The organism is Pseudomonas sp. Ga0074129 (assembly GCA_001465025.1).
In the GTDB taxonomy this organism is placed as follows: domain Bacteria; phylum Pseudomonadota; class Gammaproteobacteria; order Pseudomonadales; family Pseudomonadaceae; genus Aquipseudomonas.
Window position 1 is genome coordinate 1 of sequence record LNDO01000022.1, and the last position, 19,028, is coordinate 19,028.

Annotated in this window: 24 protein-coding genes and 1 pseudogene; all 25 read right to left on the reverse strand. The window is 60.2% G+C overall.

Annotated elements, in window-relative coordinates:
• Positions 1 to 270, reverse strand: a pseudogene (locus AUK77_RS01300) (hypothetical protein); the annotation flags it as partial.
• Positions 271 to 272: 2 nt separating this feature from the next.
• The gene (locus AUK77_RS01305) at positions 273 to 536 is read right to left on the reverse strand and encodes a hypothetical protein (RefSeq protein ID WP_296125381.1); all 264 of its coding nucleotides are present in this window, start codon (positions 534 to 536) and stop codon (positions 273 to 275) included.
• Positions 529 to 1,113: a hypothetical protein gene (locus tag AUK77_RS01310; RefSeq protein ID WP_296125382.1), complete on the reverse strand. Its 585-nt coding sequence runs from the start codon at positions 1,111 to 1,113 to the stop codon at positions 529 to 531. The genes AUK77_RS01305 and AUK77_RS01310 overlap by 8 nt, the downstream gene beginning before the upstream one ends.
• A 45-nt stretch (positions 1,114 to 1,158) precedes the next feature.
• Positions 1,159 to 1,626: a hypothetical protein gene (locus tag AUK77_RS01315; protein ID WP_296125383.1), complete on the reverse strand. Its 468-nt coding sequence runs from the start codon at positions 1,624 to 1,626 to the stop codon at positions 1,159 to 1,161.
• Positions 1,627 to 1,634: 8 nt separating this feature from the next.
• Positions 1,635 to 3,203, reverse strand: coding sequence for a hypothetical protein (locus AUK77_RS01320; RefSeq protein WP_296125385.1), 1,569 nt, complete (start codon positions 3,201 to 3,203; stop codon positions 1,635 to 1,637).
• The gene (locus AUK77_RS01325; RefSeq protein ID WP_296125386.1) at positions 3,200 to 3,628 is read right to left on the reverse strand and encodes a hypothetical protein; all 429 of its coding nucleotides are present in this window, start codon (positions 3,626 to 3,628) and stop codon (positions 3,200 to 3,202) included. Before AUK77_RS01325 ends, AUK77_RS01320 begins: the two co-directional genes overlap by 4 nt.
• Positions 3,628 to 5,358 carry a hypothetical protein gene (locus AUK77_RS01330; protein ID WP_296125388.1) on the reverse strand — a complete coding sequence of 577 codons (1,731 nt, stop codon included), beginning with the start codon at positions 5,356 to 5,358 and terminating at the stop codon, positions 3,628 to 3,630. The genes AUK77_RS01325 and AUK77_RS01330 overlap by 1 nt, the downstream gene beginning before the upstream one ends.
• Positions 5,358 to 5,867, reverse strand: coding sequence for a hypothetical protein (locus AUK77_RS01335; RefSeq protein ID WP_296125390.1), 510 nt, complete (start codon positions 5,865 to 5,867; stop codon positions 5,358 to 5,360). The genes AUK77_RS01330 and AUK77_RS01335 overlap by 1 nt, the downstream gene beginning before the upstream one ends.
• Positions 5,868 to 5,909: 42 nt before the next feature.
• Positions 5,910 to 7,961: a hypothetical protein gene (locus AUK77_RS01340; protein ID WP_296125392.1), complete on the reverse strand. Its 2,052-nt coding sequence runs from the start codon at positions 7,959 to 7,961 to the stop codon at positions 5,910 to 5,912.
• Between the two features lie 175 nt (positions 7,962 to 8,136).
• Positions 8,137 to 8,499 carry a hypothetical protein gene (locus AUK77_RS01345; RefSeq protein ID WP_296125393.1) on the reverse strand — a complete coding sequence of 121 codons (363 nt, stop codon included), beginning with the start codon at positions 8,497 to 8,499 and terminating at the stop codon, positions 8,137 to 8,139.
• A gap of 58 nt (positions 8,500 to 8,557) precedes the next feature.
• Complete coding sequence (locus tag AUK77_RS01350) at positions 8,558 to 9,064, reverse strand: hypothetical protein (RefSeq protein ID WP_296125395.1); 507 nt, start codon at positions 9,062 to 9,064, stop codon at positions 8,558 to 8,560.
• 9 nt (positions 9,065 to 9,073) lie between these two features.
• On the reverse strand, positions 9,074 to 9,859 hold the full coding sequence (locus AUK77_RS01355; RefSeq protein WP_296125398.1) for a hypothetical protein: 786 nt from the start codon (positions 9,857 to 9,859) through the stop codon (positions 9,074 to 9,076).
• A gap of 27 nt (positions 9,860 to 9,886) precedes the next feature.
• Entirely contained in the window at positions 9,887 to 10,315 is a 429-nt protein-coding gene (locus AUK77_RS01360) for a hypothetical protein (protein ID WP_296125400.1), read from the reverse strand.
• Positions 10,312 to 10,890, reverse strand: coding sequence for a hypothetical protein (locus tag AUK77_RS01365; RefSeq protein ID WP_296125401.1), 579 nt, complete (start codon positions 10,888 to 10,890; stop codon positions 10,312 to 10,314). Before AUK77_RS01365 ends, AUK77_RS01360 begins: the two co-directional genes overlap by 4 nt.
• Positions 10,887 to 11,441 carry a hypothetical protein gene (locus AUK77_RS01370; RefSeq protein ID WP_296125403.1) on the reverse strand — a complete coding sequence of 185 codons (555 nt, stop codon included), beginning with the start codon at positions 11,439 to 11,441 and terminating at the stop codon, positions 10,887 to 10,889. The genes AUK77_RS01365 and AUK77_RS01370 overlap by 4 nt, the downstream gene beginning before the upstream one ends.
• Positions 11,441 to 11,758 carry a head-tail connector protein gene (locus AUK77_RS01375; protein ID WP_296125405.1) on the reverse strand — a complete coding sequence of 106 codons (318 nt, stop codon included), beginning with the start codon at positions 11,756 to 11,758 and terminating at the stop codon, positions 11,441 to 11,443. The genes AUK77_RS01370 and AUK77_RS01375 overlap by 1 nt, the downstream gene beginning before the upstream one ends.
• Positions 11,755 to 11,943, reverse strand: coding sequence for a hypothetical protein (locus tag AUK77_RS01380; RefSeq protein WP_296125406.1), 189 nt, complete (start codon positions 11,941 to 11,943; stop codon positions 11,755 to 11,757). The genes AUK77_RS01375 and AUK77_RS01380 overlap by 4 nt, the downstream gene beginning before the upstream one ends.
• A 45-nt stretch (positions 11,944 to 11,988) precedes the next feature.
• On the reverse strand, positions 11,989 to 13,188 hold the full coding sequence (locus AUK77_RS01385; protein WP_296125407.1) for a phage major capsid protein: 1,200 nt from the start codon (positions 13,186 to 13,188) through the stop codon (positions 11,989 to 11,991).
• A gap of 10 nt (positions 13,189 to 13,198) precedes the next feature.
• On the reverse strand, positions 13,199 to 13,852 hold the full coding sequence (locus AUK77_RS01390; RefSeq protein ID WP_296125408.1) for an HK97 family phage prohead protease: 654 nt from the start codon (positions 13,850 to 13,852) through the stop codon (positions 13,199 to 13,201).
• Positions 13,830 to 15,050 (reverse strand): phage portal protein, encoded by a 1,221-nt coding sequence (locus AUK77_RS01395; RefSeq protein WP_296125410.1) that lies wholly within the window; start codon positions 15,048 to 15,050, stop codon positions 13,830 to 13,832. Before AUK77_RS01395 ends, AUK77_RS01390 begins: the two co-directional genes overlap by 23 nt.
• The gene (locus tag AUK77_RS01400) at positions 15,050 to 16,765 is read right to left on the reverse strand and encodes a terminase TerL endonuclease subunit (protein WP_296125411.1); all 1,716 of its coding nucleotides are present in this window, start codon (positions 16,763 to 16,765) and stop codon (positions 15,050 to 15,052) included. Before AUK77_RS01400 ends, AUK77_RS01395 begins: the two co-directional genes overlap by 1 nt.
• Positions 16,765 to 17,145 carry a hypothetical protein gene (locus tag AUK77_RS01405; protein ID WP_296125413.1) on the reverse strand — a complete coding sequence of 127 codons (381 nt, stop codon included), beginning with the start codon at positions 17,143 to 17,145 and terminating at the stop codon, positions 16,765 to 16,767. Before AUK77_RS01405 ends, AUK77_RS01400 begins: the two co-directional genes overlap by 1 nt.
• A gap of 154 nt (positions 17,146 to 17,299) precedes the next feature.
• Positions 17,300 to 17,644 carry an HNH endonuclease signature motif containing protein gene (locus tag AUK77_RS01410; RefSeq protein ID WP_296125415.1) on the reverse strand — a complete coding sequence of 115 codons (345 nt, stop codon included), beginning with the start codon at positions 17,642 to 17,644 and terminating at the stop codon, positions 17,300 to 17,302.
• Between the two features lie 60 nt (positions 17,645 to 17,704).
• Positions 17,705 to 18,094 (reverse strand): hypothetical protein, encoded by a 390-nt coding sequence (locus tag AUK77_RS01415; RefSeq protein WP_296125416.1) that lies wholly within the window; start codon positions 18,092 to 18,094, stop codon positions 17,705 to 17,707.
• Between the two features lie 405 nt (positions 18,095 to 18,499).
• Complete coding sequence (locus tag AUK77_RS01420) at positions 18,500 to 19,027, reverse strand: hypothetical protein (RefSeq protein WP_296125417.1); 528 nt, start codon at positions 19,025 to 19,027, stop codon at positions 18,500 to 18,502.
• Position 19,028 lies beyond the last annotated feature (1 nt).

The following is a 19,028-nucleotide window of genomic DNA, read 5'->3' on the forward strand; positions in this document are numbered from 1 at the left end:
GAGGTCGCTTTTTACGGCCAACTTGGCCGCTTCAATGGTGTCGAAAATCTTGTCAGCCGACCACGTTACGGTGGTCGCGCCATTGGTGGCGGCGTCGTCGATTGCGGCACCGGCTGAGCCAAGCGCCGCCTTCAGCTCATTGATGGCCGCAACCAAGTTGCCCTTGGCCACCGTGGTCAAGCTGGTGAGATCGCCCTGCTTGGTGCGGACGTCTTTAATGTCCGCGCCGATGGCTTGAGCAAGGGCAATAATTTGGGTTTCGAGGCTCATGGTTAACTCCGGGCGAGAATGTAGTAGGCGAGTGGATTGGGGATTAAGTCGTCGAGGACATGCAGGCCGCCGTCTGTTCCTTGTTTGAGCCGGTTGTCGATGTCCGCACTGATGATCGGGCGGCCGTCTGAGCCTGGTGCGTTTGCACCTGGCGGCCCCGGCGGGCCCTGCTCGCCGGCGGCCACCAGCACAGCAGGTGCATGCTCAGGCTCAACGACCAGCGCAAAAGCCTCAGCCGTGACCAGCACACGGGGGCAGTTAGTCATGGGTGACCTCCCGGCTCACCACCACCTCACCCTCGGCCCAGCGGGTTACGTCGCCATTACTCATGCTTAGCTCAAGGTCGTAGCTCCCCTTAGTCCATGCAATGGCCGCCGTTTCGGTTGCTGTGAGGGTGATGATCAAGCGGCCTGGCGCAGCAATCACCAGGCGGCCGTTGTCAGTGGTCAGCTCCAGCAGCAGTTCGCCGCTGGCGTCACGGATATACATTCGGGCGGTGCAGCCGGCCAGGTCTACCGGCGGCTGGTAAACCAGCGTGCCGCCGCTGGCCGTGCGGCCGGTGCCGTTGAAGGCATTCAGCTCGAGGGTGTTGGTGTTGATGACCTTGGCCAGGTGGAACGGCTGGCGGGTTTTGTCGCGGCTCAACTCGCCCCAACCGGTCACACCCTCAATCCAGATCGGCCAATCACCGATCAGGTCGTGATCGGTAACGGTGAGCAGCAGCGGTGCCGTGGCCTGGATAGCGGTGATGGGCTTGTACTCATACACCGGCTGCATCATCAGCAGCGGCTTACGCAGGGTGGCACCCTGGTTGATGCGCAGGTTTAAGCGAGCGGGCTGCATAAATTCTCCAGGCGTAAAAAAGCCCGCACTCGGCGGGCTTGGCAGTTATACCGGCAGATTTGAGTAGAGCGCCAGACGCTCCCAGGCCCAGAACTCGCCGTTTTTGTAGATGGCAATCCATACGCCATAAGGGGTGTAGTCTTTGATGTACATGCCTGGGCCGGTTGGCGCCTCTGCGGGCTCACCGTAACCACGTGTCACTGGCATTTCGCCCTGAATGGTGCGCAGCGCCCCGGCGGTCAGGCGTGCGCTGATCAGCTCACCCTCAAGCCAGTCCAGCGGGTCAGGCCCGCGCGTTACTGATAGCAGGCCTTCGCTGGTGTTGCTTACGCGGACCACTTCCCAGGCGGTTTCCATGCCTTCAACCACTCGGGCAAGCGTCAGCTCGTAGTAATCGCCGGCGCCAAGGCCAACCAGCTTGTCAGCCATTGCCGGTAGCACGCTGAGCGAAGTGTCAGCGGCGGCAGCATCGGCCAGCAGCGTGGTGCGCCAGTTATCAATAAACAGCTGCATGGTTTCTCCTAGAGCCAGCCTGTGATGGTGCGGCTTGGCATATCAACGGCGCGGGCAACTTGCCCTGTCATGGGGTTGAAGGCCACCACGGATACAACCCGGCGTAGCGTTGGGCTGTACCCGTTGCCGGCCTGCCAGTCTCCGGCTGTACCGGCTGGGGTGAGCGCACCACTCACGGCGCATACGTCCGTATCGGTGCGAGCACTGGCCAAGGCCATGGCTTTGGTGCTGCCAGTCAGGCAAAGCCAGTTTTGCAGCAGGCCAGGGAATGGCGGCCGCGCTGGGGCGTAGGTCTTGGTGGCGTCCAGTGGAGAACCGGCCAGCACGTAGGCATCAGCAAATGAAGCGGCGCCAATCAGCGAGCCGGTCTGGGTGAACTCGGTATCACGCGCTTCGTCAGCCAGCTCGGTGGCGCTTTCTTGTATGTCCGTGGTGAAGGTGAAGTCAGCGCTTTCAAAGCCGCCGCTGAACGCGTAGTTGTACTGGTAGTCCAGGGCACCGAGCACGGCATAGCTGTACTCGCCGGTTACCTCAGCCAGGCCACGGTGCAGCCGCATGGTTGAGGTTTGCGTGCGCGTGGCCGATGAGATCAACCGCTTCACCCGGTAGCTGGAGCCAGCAAGCTCGGTCTCCAGGCTGGCCGTGCCGGTGGTCTCGGCCTGCCAGCTGCTGTCAAAGCGCAGGAACTCCACACCGCCACCAGCAAAGAAGCCGCCGACGATCTGCCCAGTACGGGACCAGCCCTCAGTGAAGCTGCCAAAGTGCGGCACCTGGTAGCCGCCGCGCCCAGCCTCTATGGTGTTGGTATCAGGCGGAATGGCCGCCGGCGTTACCTCTCCGGTGATGGCGTTCAGCGCGTAGTTGTAGCGGTCAGACTCGCGCTCAATGGTCAGCGCCCCCAAGCAATCCAGCAGCCCAGCGGCCACGCTGTAGTTAAGCCCGTACAGGCCAGCACTTTCGGTAATGCCCAACACCAGCACGGCAACGAAGCAGGATGTGTTGATGGTTGTCGCAGCGGAGTAGTACGTGGCCTGCAGGGCAACAAGCAGCTCACGGCCATCGGGGGCAATGTCCAACAGGCTGAGCTGCGTAGATGTGGCCAGCACAATGTCAAACTGGTTGTCCTGGTTGGTGATCAGCGTTTTATCGTCAAACACCAGATCAGTATCGATCTCCAGTGATGCCAGCAAATCGCCGCTCTCAAAGTCGCGCAGCTCGAAGCGGCCGATGCCGAACCAATCCAGCGACAAAAGCACTGAGCGATCAGCTACACGCGCAGTAAATACAGACTCCAACGGCATTAATCGTTTGCCGATCGACAGCCCGCCCGCAGCAATCAAACCTGCGGTTTGCGGTGGATCAGCCCGACCGATGTCCCACAGTGCCGAGTTGACCTTCGGTAAGTAGCGGGACCATTTGAACTCAGAGCCAGGCAGGCCAGGCAGCGGTATACGGTCGCGCCCATCCATCGGATCAAGCCATTCACCACCGCTGTCGATGTACGCCAGGCCGTGGAATGGGTACGGGTCGACGGCATCAATGGTCAGCGGGTAAGGCCACTGGCCTTGAATGGTCATGGGCCGAGCACCAGTTCAGGGAAGCGGAACACCACCACCGAGCCGGCATCGCCTTCCATGGTCAGCGACTCCAGCCTTCGCACGGCGAAGTAGCCGCTGCCGTCGATGGTTTCCAGGTAGATCGGGTCAGGCGAATACACGCGCTCAACCTCGGTGAACTCGCCATCAAAGCTGCCACCGGTTGCCGGCGGCTTGTACGCCGCCCGCCCGCGTGACGCAGGAACCGCACCAACCGGCCGCACAGTGCGCAATGTGCGGCGCTGCTGCGGGGTACGCTGCAGGCGCTGCAAGTCTTCAACCACTTGCGCGCCACGGCGTTCTGCCTCAAGGCGCTGACCTATGGCCCTGCGCTGCGCACCTGCCGTAGGTGCTCGCGTGGCTGCCACGTTCTCACGAATGGCACGGCGTTCATCTGCAAGGCTCATCAGTCAAGCTCCAACAGGTCAGTAGGAATGGCGACGCGGTACAGGTAGTCACCGGTTACCACGCGCTCGTCACGCACGGCAGTCGGGATTTCAGCAGCCGGGGACACCATGTCCCGTGGAAACTGCGAAGGGCCGCCACCGGCATCGGCATTGCCTGAAAAGCCATCAAGCTCCGGGTCGTAATCAGGGCCGCCAAACACGCTTATCTGCGTGGGCAGAATCGTCGGGATGGCGTCACCCCCAGCAGCAGGGCTGTCGCTGGATGCAATGCGGGGCGGCACAACCAGGGCATCATTGGCGCCGCTGGCACCGACTGGCCGCATCACCGCAATGCTAAGCGTGGTTATGGCCAAGCCGGTGTCAGGGTCATGGGTGCCGGAAATGCGCCGACACTTGCCACGCGCTCTGACGCCCTGGTCGTTAATCTCAAGCGTGTGGCTAAGGTCAATGCCAAGGGCCATGCTGGTAGGCACCTGCCATGTGACAGTTGCCTCGCGGTGCGACGCGATCAATTCAGCGTGTGAAACCTGCAGCCCGCAATTGATTGCCAGCGCCCGGCGCGCCTCGTCGTTAAGGTCGGTAAAGCCGCCAGAGCCGCCCGTGATTGGTTTTTGCTCCCACTGCTCAGCCTGCTCGTTTTCGATTTCAACTGAGTAGCCTTGGCGCTGCACAATGCGCCCATCAACTTGCTGTCCTGCCTCAGTCGCCAGCGCCATCCTGTAAGTCTCGGTCACCGTCTGCACCCAGCGCCGCGCGCCGGTCCAGTCCGCGCCCAGCAACAGATCACCAAAGCGGTTGATCCACGGGTTTCCGTCGCCGCACGGGTTAGGCATGGTCAGCGGCAACTTGTAATACTGCGCACCAATCACGGTTTGGCCGTTACCTGCTGCCGATTCCTCAATCATGGCGATGGTGGGCAGCTCGCTGGGGAAGCCGCGCCAGTTACAGAATCCGGCAATGCCTCCCGTGCCATCGGTTTCAGGGTGAACCCAGCTATAGGATTCGTTGCGCTGCCAGAGCCGCGAATAACGAAAGCTAACTTCAAGCTCAACCCGGTTGGTAATGGCGCGCGCCGGCGCGAGATCGACCTGCACAGACTGATCAATCGTGGTGCCAGGGCCAAACACAAAGTCAGGCGCGGGCTTGGCGTACCAACTGCTTACACGCGGCACGCCGAACACATCACAGTCGAGGGCGGCCGTGCGTGAACTCAGGCGCTCAAGTGCGTAGTCCCAATGGCTGCGCCCATCAACCGGCTCAAAGACATCCGCCGACCACGTACCGCCAACCAGTGCGTCCACTTGGGCAACGGTCAGCGCCTCAACCCGCTGCTGTAATTGGTCACTGCACTCGCAGTTGAGTACGCGAACTTCGCTATTCCACTCAGGCTGATCAATCACACCTGTAAAGCGCCGCGCTTCGGTGGTCACCCCTTCGGTTGTGGTGATGTAGTCAAAGGTGACGGTGCGGCCTATCCAATCACTTGGCACAACCGGGCCGGGTGGCAAGTAGATCCCAAAGCCACCCACTGCTGCTGCACCCTCTTCGCGGTCGTAATCGATGCCGCCAACAAGCTGGGCGCTCACATCAACGCCACCAACAAGCACACGATCCAGCCACACATAGCCGATGCCCGCCAGCACATAGCCTGGGTCGGGTGGCGCTGGGGTGGCCGAGCCCGTGTCGCTGTTAAGCTCGATGCTGTTGAGCGGTTCGCCGTTTAACAACATCAGGCTTCCTCCCAGCTTAGGGTCCAGCTGTGTGCGTTGGCGCTTTGGTCTTGTGATTCGTCAGGCGGGTCGACCATCACCGAGTAAACCGGCATGGCCCACACCTGGTACTGCGTGGCACCCGGCACGGCGGTGACTGTGCTCACACCGGCCACAGTGCTGCAGGGTGTTGGCACCCATTCACCGCCCACCAGGGCAAGCGCCCACGGCTCTTGATCAGGGCGCGGGGTAAAGGGCAGCGTGTAGACCAAGCCAGTACCGGCAACGGTGCGCACCTTGGTACTGCGCAGCTCAAGCGGGCCGCTGAAGTCCAACCCGCCCCAAGCGGGTGGCATCCAGCCCTGCGCGCTGATGGTGCCTGCGCGCTTGCTGTATCGCTCCATTTTCACCAGCGTGCCGCCACTGAGCCGCACCGTGCCAGTGCCTGCAGCCAGCTTGCCGTCAGTGATAACGGGCGCGCCAGCGTGCAACGCGATCGGCAGGCCGCCGAGCATCAAAGGTACGGACATTGAGGAACTCCAGGCGTAAAAAAGCCCGCGCGGGGCGGGCTGTTAGGTGCGGCCAAACTTGCGGGCAAGGCGTTGCAGATTGAGCGCCTCGCCGGGGCTGGCGTAGACGTTCACGTTTTCGCCGCCCATGTTGATGCTGAGGCTGCCAAGGTCGGGGAAGCTGGGGCCGATTGGCATGGATGCCACCGACTCAACCATGCCGCCATCAGCAAAACGGCGCAGTGGTATGCCGTTGTTGATAAGGTCGAGATAACCCTTGCCCAGCTTGCGCACGGCAGCGGCGCGGATCACGTACTCGCCATTACTCAGCAGTGCCGGGATGCTGTCACTGGTTCCGGTACCGGGGCCGCGCACGGGGCCGCCGGTTGCGAAGCGACTTGGCGGCGCTGGGTTATTCGGCACAAACACATAACCATCGGCGTCTGCCTCACCGGGTTGAGGCAGGTTTATGGTGGGTGTGACCACCAAGCTTTTGCTGAGCAGTGCACCCAGCTCGACCATCTGCGCCTTCGCGTTGGCCAGCTCTTCGGGCGTCATGCCGACGCTGATTTTCACGTCAGCCAAGCCTTTCAGCTTTTCCAGTTCAGCGGTGATGGCTTTTAGCTTGGCGTCTGCGTTGCTTTGCTCGATGCCGTTGGCTTCGGCCTCGATTGCTTGCAGCTCATTGGCAAAGCCTTGCAAGCCATAGGTGTTCTCGCCAGCGGCGGCCAACTCTTGCAGCATTTGCGCCGCTGCTTGTGCTTGCGTCCGCGCCCCTTCAAGGTCGCCCGCTTGCAAGGCATTACGGGCCGCAACCTTGAGCGCCTGGGCTTGGCCGTAGCTCGGGTCAGCAGTGCCGCCGCTTAGGCTGGCGCGCAGTTTGTTGTAGCGCTCATCAATATCTAGGCGCTCTTTCTGCAGCGCTTCCAGTTCGCGGTTGGCGTCGCGCTGTGCGCTGGTGAGCTTGCTGATTTCAGCCTTGGCGACCTTTGAAAGCTCGGTGTACGACTCTTTCATTTTGGCCGTGGCGGTGGCGGTAGAGTCGGCCATCCCTTCGCTGGCTTCTGCAACCTGCCGGCGCACGTCATTCACATTTGCGCCAACATCCTCATAGGTGCCCGCGTAAAGCTTTTTGATGCGATCCAGCGCCAAGCCCTGTTCGCGGGCGTTGTCTTCGCCAAGCATGCGCAGAATGTCGCCAGCCTGCCTGAACTCGCCATTGGCAACGGCGGCAGCAGCGGCAGCAGCACCCCCGATAAAGCGCCCAAGCGATCCGAATGCGCTGCCAACAATGATTGCGCCAGCAGCCAGGAACTTGAGGCCAAAGCCGAGCGCGCTGGCAACCTCTTTGGTGTACTCGCCTTCCTTGCTCACGTCAGCCAAAAGGCCGGTCATGGTGTTTAGTGTCGGCAGCAGTTCAGCGCTGAGTTGTCGGCCTGCACCCTCGGATACCGCGCCAAGGGTCTGCAAGGAATCGCGGAACTCTTCGGCGTCGCGCACCTGCTGGCCGCTCAGCACAAGGCCAAGCTCTTCAGCCTCTTTGCGCAGGGCTAGATAGCCAGCAGCGTTGCCTTCCAGCAATGGCAGCAACAGCGTTGCGTCGCTGGCGATGGCTTCCATATAGAAAACCATTTCAGACTGGCTGAGGTTGGCCTTCTCCAAGCTGCTGACGTACAGGCCTAGCGCATCTGGCCCGGAGAGGTTGCGGAACTGCTCAGCCGTCACGCCAACCTTGGGCGCCACATTCTCGAAAAAGTCAGCCAGGCCGCCGCCACCGGTCTGCAGGAAGTCGCCCACCTTGTCCTGCACATCTTTGAAGATGTCGCCCAGCTTGTCCTGTTCAACGCCAACAGCCTTTGCGGCGAACGCCCAGCCTTGAAAATCCTCAGCAGCAGTGCCGGAAAGCTCAGCAAGGCGGCCCATTTGCGCGGTGGCAAGGGCAGACTCTTTAACCCACGTCGCCAGAGCACCAACAGAGAACACTCCAGCGAGGACACCCGCCGCCGCCTTGGCCTGAGTGCTAAAGCTGTTGAGCTGCTGGTTGGCCTGATCAAAGGCCGGCTGGGCTTTGTTCTGGCCCTCGATGACCAGCTGTGTTTTGACTCTGCCTGACATTAACCAAACTCCTTGAGCAGGCGCTTGAAGCCCTTCTCATCTGCTTGGCTGCCACGGGCAACCATCATGGCCAGCTTGGCGGCTTCTTTTTCCAGCCGGGCGGCGGCCTTCAAATAGAGCTCCACCTGGTCAAAGGTGTAAGTGCCGATTTGTGCGGGTGAATGGCCCGCCGCAATCAGGCTTTGCGCGACATAACCCCAGCCAGCCGGCTTGCCGCCTTGACCAGGGCTTGGTCGAAAAAACCGTTGTTGATTTCCACCACCTTCAGCATCAGCTCAAGGGCAACCGGTGTGGGCAGGCGTTTAATGCGCCAGGCGCTCAAGCTGGTACAGGTGCCCAAAATGCCCTGCAATGCGCCGCTGCTTTTGGCGTAGGCATAAACCGCTGCCGGGTTGCCAGCGGCCACCACCTCAATCAGCCCGCCAGCGGCTTGACCAAAGGCTTCGAAGTGTCGCAATTGCACGGGTTTAACCACCACTTGGCGCAGCCCAAGCATCAGCACAACATTGGCGGGGTAGAGAATTTTCAGGTCGCTCATGCTTTCCTCGGGACAATAAAAAACCCGCCGAAGCGGGTTATCGTTTTCTTTGGGCCAGCTACATGCCCGTGTACTTGCTGTAGCTGCCGACGAAGCCAACCACAAAGCTGAAGACTGCAACCAGAATCATGCCAAGGATTATCAGCGCGGGGATTGAGGCGATAACCCACTTAACCATGAACCAGACCATGGACCAGAAAGGCATCCTCAAATCCACAACAGCAACGGCAGACGGGATCTCTACCTGCCGCCGAGCCGCCATAGCATGATCTCTTGCAGCCCTGGCGCGGCGGCCGTCCTCAACAGCTCTTATAGCGCCATCAAAGCCGCGCTTAACCTTGTCGGTAATGCTCGGTTCGCTTATCTCGGGGTCTTCATCAATCTCAATTTCTCGTGCGCTATCACGGCGAGCCAGGCGCTCTTTGTGGGCCAATGCCTTGTGGTAGTAAACCCCACATGCCGGACATTTAGCCGGCTCTCCAAACTCAGCATCAGTGGCCTGGTGTTCGCAGCTTGGACATTGCATCGGCATCCCTCCCAATTGATATGGAAGGGACTTTATCACGCAGAAACCTTAAATGGCCTCTTCCTCGACAGTCAGCAAAGCCGACTCGCCCGGAAGCCCGAAGCGATCCGGATCTTCGGAGATTGTGAACGTCACACCAACCTGCGCGAAGTCGTCACGGTTGATCAATGGCAACTCGCCAGACAGTGCCATCCGCACGCGGTGGAAGGTGGCGCGGCGGCCAGTAAGCTGCCCAGCTTCGTTCACGGTGCTGACAAACAGCTCGTAGAACTGGCGGCCACGGGTGAACGCCTCCACCAGGTTCACCTTGGGGAAGGTGTAGCTGATTTTTACCGGCACGCTCTTGATGCCAGAGGCGTCAGCTGTTGCAGCGGCGATTTCAGTAGCTAGCGCACCACCGGCCAACCAGCGAATGCCGCCGGGCATTTTCACGTAGTCGACGTTCGCCAGATAGGTTACATCGCCCGCCACGTTGGTGATTGCAGTCACCGCCAATGGCAGGCGCTCAGTCATCGACGTGCGGCCCACAACGGCACGGTGGTCTTCGTCTGTTTTGGTGCCGGTTGGAATGACGATGCGCTTGGCGGCCAGCAGCTCGGTCATTGTCTCGGGCGGCAGTTCAAGCAAGTCACCGGTTACGGTGCCACCGGCTGGACGGCCCACGCCATCAAGCTCTGTATTGCTGAGGCTGCGGGGGTCAGCAATGGTGATTTCCTGCAGTTCAGGCGTGAAGTTTACGTTGGCCATTGGACCCATTGGGAACGGCGGCAGGTTGGACCCCTTGAGGCGGATGTAGACCTGGCCATAGTTAAGCTGGGTATAGATTTCGTTCATGTTGACTCCGATGGGCTGCGCCCAGGCTTATGCGTATGACTCGGCGTAGCGAGCCTCCAGGGTTATCGTGATGCGTTGCTTGGTGCTGCCGTCTGCTGCGGGGTCTAGCTCTGCGCTGTCGCTGACTATCTGGCCGGGGATTGGCCGCTCAAACTCAGCCGCGCCATAACCGAGTGCGCGCAAAACATCGAAGTGGAAGCGCTCAAGCTCGGCCAGGGGCGCGGATTTGCTAAAAACGCCCTGTACCACATAGGTGCGCCCGCGCTGGGCGTCACGCAGGCCTCGTTCTTCTGAGGCGTCCAGTTCCCACGCCAGCAGCGCATAAGGCATGGGGGCGCTGTCTGAGGCAGGGCGAAGCTGATAAACAGCCTTCAAGTCGGTGAAGTAGCCAGCGGCGGGCTTGATCAGCTCAAGCCGGGCGCTTACCGCTTCGGTCATCGTTACGCCCTTGGTCATCGCGCACCCTTTTTGATTTCTTTGTCCAGGCGGGCGGCAAACTCCTTTTGCAGGTAGTCGCTGATCCACGCCATGGTTTGGCTGTTGGTGAGCTGCTTGAACCAAAACGCAGTGCTTGGGCCGCGCGCCAGTTGTAGAGCTCGCTTGTAGGCGTAGGTTTTACCTTTGCCGGTGGTTTTGCTGCTGCGCGTGGATAGCGGCAGTTTTCCTGAGCTGGCCGGGTTTACAAAGCCGGCGGCCACTTTGCGGCCGGCGGGGCCGCGCACCCATATACGGGCGCGAGTGGCGTCGATTACGTCATAGCCCCAGCTGCGGTAATTGACCACCAGCACACCGGAACTGCTCGGGATGATGCGCGAGTCCATGCGGCCACGGCGGGCGCGCTTGATCTTGAGCGCAGCGCGAACCCTTTGCGGTTTGATCGACTTGGCCAGCGGTTTTACATAGCGCTCGGCCCGGCTTTTTGTGGCCGTGGTGTTGAGTGCGCCGCGCAGCACTGGGTCCACCTTTTTGCCGATGCCTTCCAGTTGGCGCTGCGCCTGTTTGAGGCCCATCACCTGAATGGTCACATTCATGCAAACGGCTCCAACCACAGGCCACGCACCACGCCGTCATCACTGTCACGGGCGTAGGCGATGACGTTGTAGAGCGCACCGGCAATCAGCAGTTGGTCGCCCTCTTCGGGCCGCCCTACTTCGATCACGGCCACCTCGGCCTTGGTCTTGTAGTCGGTCACCTGGCCGAGATCATCCAGATACGGCGCAAGGTGCGTGAGGTGCACCCGGCACGGCACCGGCAAACCGCTTTGCGGGCGGTATTCGGCAGGCTGGCCGACCAGTTCAGCGCAGCTCATAACCAACTCAGCACGGGTGCCCATCGGGTCACGCGGGGCGCTGGCGATGTACAGCAGGCGGTTACCGTTGCGCAGGTAGCGGCCCTGCTGCAGTTCGGTGGTGTAGCGGGCGCGCACGTCTACCAAGCCGGTAGAGCGCAGGCCTGTTGGTGCAGTTACGTCGCCGGCATCTTTGGCGCGGATGCTGACCCAGCGTGAGCCGTGGTCAACCGGCGACAGATCAGCGGAGAGGCTGAGGATGGTGGCGCGGTGGCGCAAGTTGCCGGCGCGCATCAGATATTCATCCAGCGATGTGGCTGCCAAAGCGCATTTGTTGCCAAAGGCAGCTCAGCAGGCGTTGTGCCAATTACCACTGTTTCGGCATTTGCATACCAGTGACCAATCAGCATGAGCGCGCCTTGCTGGATGCTTTTACTGATCACCAAGGCGTTGCCAACTGGGTCAGGCAGCGCGGATTCATCAGCAACTAGCCTGCGGTTGGTCCATGACTCGAAGGCGCTGATAGCGCCGTCAATGTAGCCCTGGATCAATTCGTCTTCGTCGTCGTGCTCGACGCGCAGGTGCGCCTTCACGGCGGCCAGGGCAATCATTTTTTAGGCTCGGCTGCGGGCTTTTCTTTTTTAGCCGGCGCGCCTGCCAGTGTTGCAACTTTGAGCTGCTCGACCGCCACAACGGCGCAGCGCTCGGAGACTTCTTGCTCACCCACTTCGATTTGCACAACGGTGTTGCCATCGGGGGAGAAAGGGAAAGCTTGGGTGACATTGATTTTTGGCATTTGCATGGCCTCAGCAAGGGCCAGCCAAAGCTGGCCCTCTCAGGGTTAGGCGCTCAGGGTGAGCACTTTAACGGCGTTGGAGTCGGTCAACATGCCGCCAACACGCTTGGTGGTGTAGAAACCCACGTTTGGCTTGTTGGTGTAGGGGTCGCGCAGCACGCGGGTGCCGATGCGGTCAACGATGGTGTAAGCGCGGCGGAAGTCGCCGAACAGCACCGCGTTGGCATCTGCAGCGATTGCTGGCATGTCTTCGTTTTCGGTCACGCCATAGCCCAGCAGGCTGGACGGCTGGCCGGCCTCAATGCCTGGACGCCAAATGTGGTTACCTTCCAGATCCTTCATGGTGCGGATCTTGAACAGGGTCATGTTCGGCAACATCCAGGTGGCGCCAGCGCGATGACCTTTGCGCAGGGTGTAAACCAGCTTGACCAGATCATCGGCGTCAAAGTCGCCTGCGGTGCCTGACTTCACGTTCTGGATGGTGCCAAAGGCGCGCACATCATCAGCAGTCAGGGCCATGGTGTACGCCAGCAGGCCTTTTGGCTTGTTGGTGCCGTTGCCAGTGAGGAATGCCAAGCCTTCCTGCTCGGAGAACTCGCGGGCCACTTCGGCGTTCAGCCAAGCCTCAGCATCGAAGAACATATCGTCGAGGCTGGTTTGCGTCGCTTGCGGGTTGGCGTAGATCTCGCCCATTACCGCAGCGATCTGCGCCAGAGCCGGGGTGCCGGTTGCAGGACGTTCGGCAGTTTCGCCAACCCAGCCAGAGCCAGCACCGCCCAGGTTCACCAGCTTCTTGTAATCCGGAGTAGACACGGTGATCTGGCTGCACACTTGGCGCATTGGCGACTTGTCGCGCAGCAGCTCAAGAATGGCGCGGTCCAGCTCTTCCGGCACGGCATAGCCGCCGTCTGCTTCGACAGTGGTCTGCAGCGCCTTGGCTTGCAGTTCGCCCAGGCCGTCGTCCTTGCCTTTACGCACGAACTGCATGAATGCAGCTTTATGCTCAGACACCACTTTGTCGGCGTTGCCACCTGGGCGCTTGATGCCGGCCAGCTCTTTTTCAAGCTCGGACTTGAGCGCGTCCAGCTCGGTCAGTTTGCCGTTAAGGGCTTCAACCTGGCCGGACAGCTTGCCTTTTTCGGCTTCCAGGGCATCAACGCGCTTGTCGTTGGCGCCCTTGAACTCATCAAACTTCTTGCCGAGGGCTTCGGCAACTTCTTGCACATCTTTCAATTCAACGGGCATGAGAGGCTCCTTACATTTTTGCGATTAGGGATTTCAGGGTTTGCAGCGCTTCGTCTGCGCCCGCCTCTCGCGGGGTGATGGCGCTATAGCCTTTGGCCATGAAGGCCTTGGCTTGTGTGCCGGAAAACCCAACCTCTCGAAGGGCCTTCTCGACCTTGCTGGGGGGCGGTGTTTCACCGCGCTCCAGCAGGGATTTCACGTCAGAAATACGGGCTTCATCGTTGGCCGGGAACGTCACCAGCGAGACTTCCCAAAGGTCGATGGCTTTGAGAATCCAGATGCCCTTTTCTTTGTCGTATTCGTAGTCATCGAGCATGTAGCCGATGGATAGCCCGGACAGGCTGCCGGCCTTCATGTGGCCGTGGGCGCGCTTGGCAAGCGGGTCGGCATCAATGAGCAGGCGACCTTTGACGTAGAGGCCGGTTTCGTCCTCACGCATCTCGGTGTAAACACCGATGGGCTCGCTCATGTTGTGCTGCCACAGCAGGGCCGGCAGCCGGCCTTTGGCTGCCCAGCGCTCAAGGCTTGCGCTGAACGCGCCGCGCACAACCACGTCGCCGGAGCTGTCTTCGACGCCAAACACAGAGCCGTAGCCTTCGAACTCGCCAGTGTCACTAACCGATTTAACGGTCAGCGGCATATCAAGGCGCTGTTTTGTCTTCATTCCCGGCCTCCGGGTTGGTGGTCATGTTCATGGGGGTCAGGTAGATGTCACCACCATCGCGCGGGTTGAGGTCTTCCAGCTCGCGGCAATCGTTGGGGCTGAGGATTCCCCACTGAATGCCCTTGCCGTAGGACTCATAGCGGCCTTTGATATCGCCACGCAGCAACGCGCCGGCATTGAACTTGGCGTAGTGGGTGAGTCGGTCTTTCTCGCTCAGCAACCCAACCTGAATGCGATGCTCGATACGGGTGAGCAGCGGCACCAGGCTGTAGTTCACGAAGCTCATGCCCATGTGCTCGATGTTGTTGAGCGTCATCTTTTCCATGCTGGCCACCAGGTGGGGCGGCACCCGGAACAGCCCGCAGATTTGGGCGTCTGTCAGCTTGCGCGATTCGATGAATTGGGAGTCCTGCGCGTTGAGGCTGATCGGCTTCCAGTTCAGGCCCATCTCAAGAATCATTGGCTTGTAGGCATTGGCCACGCCCATGTGCTCGCCTTGAAACTCCGTTTTCAAACGCTTGAAGGCTTCGTCTGAAAGTTGTTGCTCGGTGGCGAGCACGCCAGAGGTGACAGCGCCATTAGTGAACAGCTTGGCGGCGTGTTGCTCCATTGCCTGGCCAAGACCCAGCGCCTGGCGGGCGTAGGCGATGGGGTTGAGGCCGTTTAGCCCGTCCAGGGTGAATAGGCGCACATGCCAGATTTCATCCTGTGTAAGCGTCCGCATTCCATCCTTGAACTTCACCTGGTATTCAACCGTCCAGTCATCGTTAAGCTTGGGCTTTACGTTGGCCGGGTTGATTGGCAAAAGCTCCACCACGTTGCCCAGCGCCATGACCTTGTAGGCGTAGAAGTTGCCGCGCAGGCAAAGGCAGGCAATCAGTAGCTCCCACATTTCCTGCGCGGTCATGTAGCCGTTTGGGGCGACGGCCAGCAGCGGGTAAAGCCGGTGGCCGGTGGCGCCTGAGCGCTCGCGGCCGACTTGCTGAAACAGCCGGCAGGGCAGCATGCCAACCGACTCAGCCAGGACCCGAACGCAGTTAAATACAGTGAGCTGCTGCATGGCGCTGTTGGTGGTGACTACTTGCCCGCTGTGGGTTTCGTATTCAACGCCAAGGGCGCGGGCCAGCTTTTCGGGCGTGTCGATGATCTGCGGATCACTTTTCGCCCACAGCCGGCCGAGGCTTTTGAGTAGTTGCATCAGAGCGTCCTGATTCCGTGTTTCACGATGTGGTCAGAAAGCCCTGGGGCTTCTTCTTCTCTGCCCGCAATTGCCCGACTGATGGCCATGATCAAGCCGACGATGCCGTCGATCTTGTTCTCTGGCCGTTCTTTGTTGGGGTAGATGTTGTCTTTTACGTCCAGCTTGGCGATCACGTTGCTGGCCATCCATGTGAGGATTGGGCAGTCACCGTGAGCCAGCACGCGGCGAAGGGTGAGCGCTTCAAGCTCTTTCATGGGCTCGCTGATGTTCTGCACCGTCTGGCGCACTTCGACCATCAGCAGCCCCTCGGCCTGCATTTCCTGCGCAAGCTGGGTGGCTTGCCACGGGTCATAGGCGACTTGTTGCACATCAAAGCGGCCTGCGAACTCGCGCAGATCCTCTTTGATCACTTCGAAGTCGATCACTTCACCATCGGTGAGGGTCAGCAGGCCAAGGGCGTCAAACTCGCGGTAGCGGGCGGTGTTGCTGTCCAGCTCTTCGATCACGCGCACTTCAGGCAGGTAGTACCGGCCATGCACGTGCCAGATCGGGTCACCCTCAACCGGAGGGAACAGCAGCAGGTTGCCTGCAATGTCGATCTTGCTGGCCAAGTCGAGGCCGATGATGCAAGGCCTGCCCTCAAGCTCTGCGAGCGACTTGCGCGCCGGGGCTTCTTTCCAGCGCAGCATGTTGAGCCAGGCGTTTTTGGCGCCGACCCATTCGTTGAGGTGCTTGGTGCGGAACGTGGCCTGCTTGGCGGCGCTCTGCATGGCGTCACGCTGGCGGGCCTGCAGGAAGTCGCCGTTGATGCTGATGCCGTAATTCGGGTTGGCCTTGATCAGTACCGATTCGCTGGTCCAGTCGTCGCCGGGGTCAATCGTGTAGAGCATGGCCCACAGGTCGGGGCGCTCGATTGCACCCTCAAGCATGCGCTCGGAGTCCCTGACCAGCTGGTGGCAAGGGCCGCCGATGCTCGACCCTGCCGTGGTGATGACCAGCATGACGGGCTGCTCGCGGGCGCCCATGCCGGTTTCCATGGTGTCGAACAGCGTGCTGTCCTGGTGCTCGTGAAACTCATCGACGATGGCGCAAGAGGGGCTGGCGCCGTCACCGGGCTTACCAATCACGGGCTCAAAGCGTGAGCCGTCTGCGGTCCGGCACATGTTAGAGGCGTTGACCTCTACGCCGTACTTGTCACGCAGCGCTTTTGTTCGATCAACCATAAGCTTGGCAGGCCTGAAAACCTCCCAAGCTTGCTTCTCAGTGGTCGCGCCGCTGTAGACCTCTGCGCCGAACTCACCGTCAGCCGTGAACATGTATAGGCCAAGCCCGCCGCCGATGATCGACTTGCCGTTTTTGCGCGGCACGAAAATCAGGATGGTGCGGTAACGCCTGGTTTCATCCTTCTTGCGCAGCCAGCCAAACGGGATGCAAACGCTGAATAGCTGCCAGCCTTCTAGCTTGATCGCCTCGCCCTTGCTCGCCCATTTGCCTTTGGTGTGTGGCAGCAGCTGCAGGAACTTAGCAACCCGCTCAGCCTTGGCTGGGTCGAAGTAGTACGGGAAGTCGGCCGACTTCGAGAGCTTTAGCTCGTCCAGGTGCTTGCGGCACGCCAGCTTGATCCACTTGCAGGCTGGGATCTTCCCGCTGATCACCTGGCGTGCGTATGCCTCCGCAGCCTTCACCAGCGGGTATGTCTTCTTGGCAGCCATTACAGGTCATCAAACGGGTTGCCCTTGGGGGCTTCTTTCTTGCCGCCGACCTTGGCGCGGTCAGCCGGGGTCATGCCGAACTTGCCCAGCAGGGCTTCAAGGCGCACCAGCTTGGCGGCCGGGAACTCAACCGGGTTGAGACGGAACTGGGACATAAGGTTGGATGCCACTTCGACTGAAAGGCGATCAGAGCCGGTAAGCACTCCGCGCGGTGCAAGCTTTGCGATTTCCTTCCAGCAATCAGCAGCCTCAGCAGTCAAATGCGCGGGCGGCTTGCCAAGATCCCCGACTGTTTCCGGGTCTTCACGCTTGCGCTGCGGGTCTTTTCTGAACGCGCCACGTGCGTCAAGAACATTGGTTGGCGTCCTTGGTCTGGCCATTTCTCAAAACCGTTATTTTGCGGAGACGTAAAAAAGGTTCCCCCCGTCGTTCGGGAAGGCGTTTTTGCCCTACTTTTGACCCACCCCCTCCCCTAGAGCCCTCAACCTGTTTTCCGGCTTAAAAAAATAAGATTTTTGTAAATCTATAAAACCGTCAAACAGTTGACTCCGCCCCTGTCAGACCAACCTTCTCACCGATGCGGTTGTGGCATGGCCTGCACAGCGGCCTGACGTTGTGCCAGTCCAGGCCCAGCTCAGGGTGAGTCTTGTAAGGCTTGATGTGGTCGAGGATCACAGCGGCCGTCACGCGGTCATGCTTGGCACACTCAACACACAGGGGATGCAGGCGCAGGTAGTAGGCACGGAAGCGAGTCCACCGAGTTGTCTTGTAGAACTCATCAGACTCATCACGCCGTTTGTTGTACTGCTTGTGGGCGCGCTTCAGCTGCTCTGTCCTGCGCTCATCGGCCAATGGCTTGTGAGTCAGGCAGTGGCTCACACCACGCACCAACACACTGCAGCCAGGCCATGCGCATGGCTTGGGTGGCTTGAGTGCCATCTACTTCCACACCACAGCCTTAAGCTCACGCAGCATGTCAGGCAGGCTCATGTGCTTGCTCAGCTCGGCATAGACGAACCAACCACGCACCATCACCCAAGCAGGCAGGCCGCACACAAAGATCACAGCAGCCAAGGCCACGACGCCAATGTCATCGTTCGCCCAGTGCTGCAGCTCAAACCAGCGAATGACGAACGCGCCGCCACCCAAGCTGAATACAACAGTGCTGATCATGGCCACGACAAACTCACGCGCCGTCTTGGGCAGGGTCATGGCCATCACCACAATGGTCACCAGCACGGCAGCAAACGCACCGAGCACACCCAGCTTGTACAGCGCGATGCCGCCGAATGCGGTAGAGGCTGGTTCGGTCATTTCGCGTGCTCTCATGTGGTATGCCTTGGCCATCGCCGGCCGCGCTTTGCTTGTAGGTCCAGCACAGCAATACGCTGCCATCCGCTCGGGGCAAGGAGGCGGGCAAGTGTGCTGGATGCTAGGGATAAAAGGCCCGCGTGTGATGGCGGGCAAAGGCTGTTGGTGAACAGCTGAGGGTTCTGCAAGAACCACCGCGTTACCGGTGAGGGCAAGAGGCCGTGGCCGTGTTAAGGGTGGGCGCTGCTGGGTGGCGAGCCCGTAACTTTTGATTTGCATGCGCTGGCAGCTGCTACTGCCGCCAGCCGATTTGCGCCCATAAAAAAGCCCCAGCGTTTAGGTCGGGGCTTTTCTGTGCTAGGTATGATGTTTACGCACCAAACCGCATATTGGTACTTATAGTGATCACTTGATCATTAAACGTCAAGCGGCTTGTTGATTGATCAGCCCCCTTTCTGCCAGAAGCGGCTCAGCCAACCTGAACGCATCATTAACCTGCGACTCAAGCCATGAGCGCGTAAGGCCACGCCAACGGCGCAGGGTGCTTTCCGGCGTGCCGTCTGCATCCCAGGTGTGCAACTGATAGAACGCCTCAGGCAAGCGGCGCGGGATCGCCCAGGCGGTGACGCACTTCATCCTGAACAGATGGTGTGCAGGGCACGACACGCGAGGCACAAGCCAATGCACCGCCTGGGCGACCTCAACGTCATTGATGCTGTACTTGGCGACCAGCACCCGCCATGCCAGCTCAGGTAGCTCGCGGTGCAAAGCCGCGCGGGTCATGCTGTCTTGCGTCAGGCGCTCTTGATCATTCAGGCCATCACCTGAAGACCTCGATTCAGCAAAGCCCGCCTCGTAGTGCCGCTGCCATCCGGCCTTCTTTGTGCCGTCGATGGTGTCGATGCTCATCACTCGCGCAATGACGTGCCCAACATCTCTGTAAACGCTCATG

Coding starts and splice junctions, on each gene's coding strand:
- AUK77_RS01305 (WP_296125381.1), bottom strand. CDS start 536: ATGACTAACTGCCCCCGTGTGCTGGTCACGGCTGAGGCTTTTGCGCTG.
- AUK77_RS01310 (WP_296125382.1), bottom strand. CDS start 1,113: ATGCAGCCCGCTCGCTTAAACCTGCGCATCAACCAGGGTGCCACCCTG.
- AUK77_RS01315 (WP_296125383.1), bottom strand. CDS start 1,626: ATGCAGCTGTTTATTGATAACTGGCGCACCACGCTGCTGGCCGATGCT.
- AUK77_RS01320 (WP_296125385.1), bottom strand. CDS start 3,203: ATGACCATTCAAGGCCAGTGGCCTTACCCGCTGACCATTGATGCCGTC.
- AUK77_RS01325 (WP_296125386.1), bottom strand. CDS start 3,628: ATGAGCCTTGCAGATGAACGCCGTGCCATTCGTGAGAACGTGGCAGCC.
- AUK77_RS01330 (WP_296125388.1), bottom strand. CDS start 5,358: ATGTTGTTAAACGGCGAACCGCTCAACAGCATCGAGCTTAACAGCGAC.
- AUK77_RS01335 (WP_296125390.1), bottom strand. CDS start 5,867: ATGTCCGTACCTTTGATGCTCGGCGGCCTGCCGATCGCGTTGCACGCT.
- AUK77_RS01340 (WP_296125392.1), bottom strand. CDS start 7,961: ATGTCAGGCAGAGTCAAAACACAGCTGGTCATCGAGGGCCAGAACAAA.
- AUK77_RS01345 (WP_296125393.1), bottom strand. CDS start 8,499: ATGAGCGACCTGAAAATTCTCTACCCCGCCAATGTTGTGCTGATGCTT.
- AUK77_RS01355 (WP_296125398.1), bottom strand. CDS start 9,859: ATGAACGAAATCTATACCCAGCTTAACTATGGCCAGGTCTACATCCGC.
- AUK77_RS01360 (WP_296125400.1), bottom strand. CDS start 10,315: ATGACCAAGGGCGTAACGATGACCGAAGCGGTAAGCGCCCGGCTTGAG.
- AUK77_RS01365 (WP_296125401.1), bottom strand. CDS start 10,890: ATGAATGTGACCATTCAGGTGATGGGCCTCAAACAGGCGCAGCGCCAA.
- AUK77_RS01370 (WP_296125403.1), bottom strand. CDS start 11,441: ATGCGCGCCGGCAACTTGCGCCACCGCGCCACCATCCTCAGCCTCTCC.
- AUK77_RS01375 (WP_296125405.1), bottom strand. CDS start 11,758: ATGATTGCCCTGGCCGCCGTGAAGGCGCACCTGCGCGTCGAGCACGAC.
- AUK77_RS01380 (WP_296125406.1), bottom strand. CDS start 11,943: ATGCCAAAAATCAATGTCACCCAAGCTTTCCCTTTCTCCCCCGATGGC.
- AUK77_RS01385 (WP_296125407.1), bottom strand. CDS start 13,188: ATGCCCGTTGAATTGAAAGATGTGCAAGAAGTTGCCGAAGCCCTCGGC.
- AUK77_RS01390 (WP_296125408.1), bottom strand. CDS start 13,852: ATGAAGACAAAACAGCGCCTTGATATGCCGCTGACCGTTAAATCGGTT.
- AUK77_RS01395 (WP_296125410.1), bottom strand. CDS start 15,050: ATGCAACTACTCAAAAGCCTCGGCCGGCTGTGGGCGAAAAGTGATCCG.
- AUK77_RS01400 (WP_296125411.1), bottom strand. CDS start 16,765: ATGGCTGCCAAGAAGACATACCCGCTGGTGAAGGCTGCGGAGGCATAC.
- AUK77_RS01405 (WP_296125413.1), bottom strand. CDS start 17,145: ATGGCCAGACCAAGGACGCCAACCAATGTTCTTGACGCACGTGGCGCG.
- AUK77_RS01415 (WP_296125416.1), bottom strand. CDS start 18,094: ATGAGAGCACGCGAAATGACCGAACCAGCCTCTACCGCATTCGGCGGC.
- AUK77_RS01420 (WP_296125417.1), bottom strand. CDS start 19,027: ATGAGCGTTTACAGAGATGTTGGGCACGTCATTGCGCGAGTGATGAGC.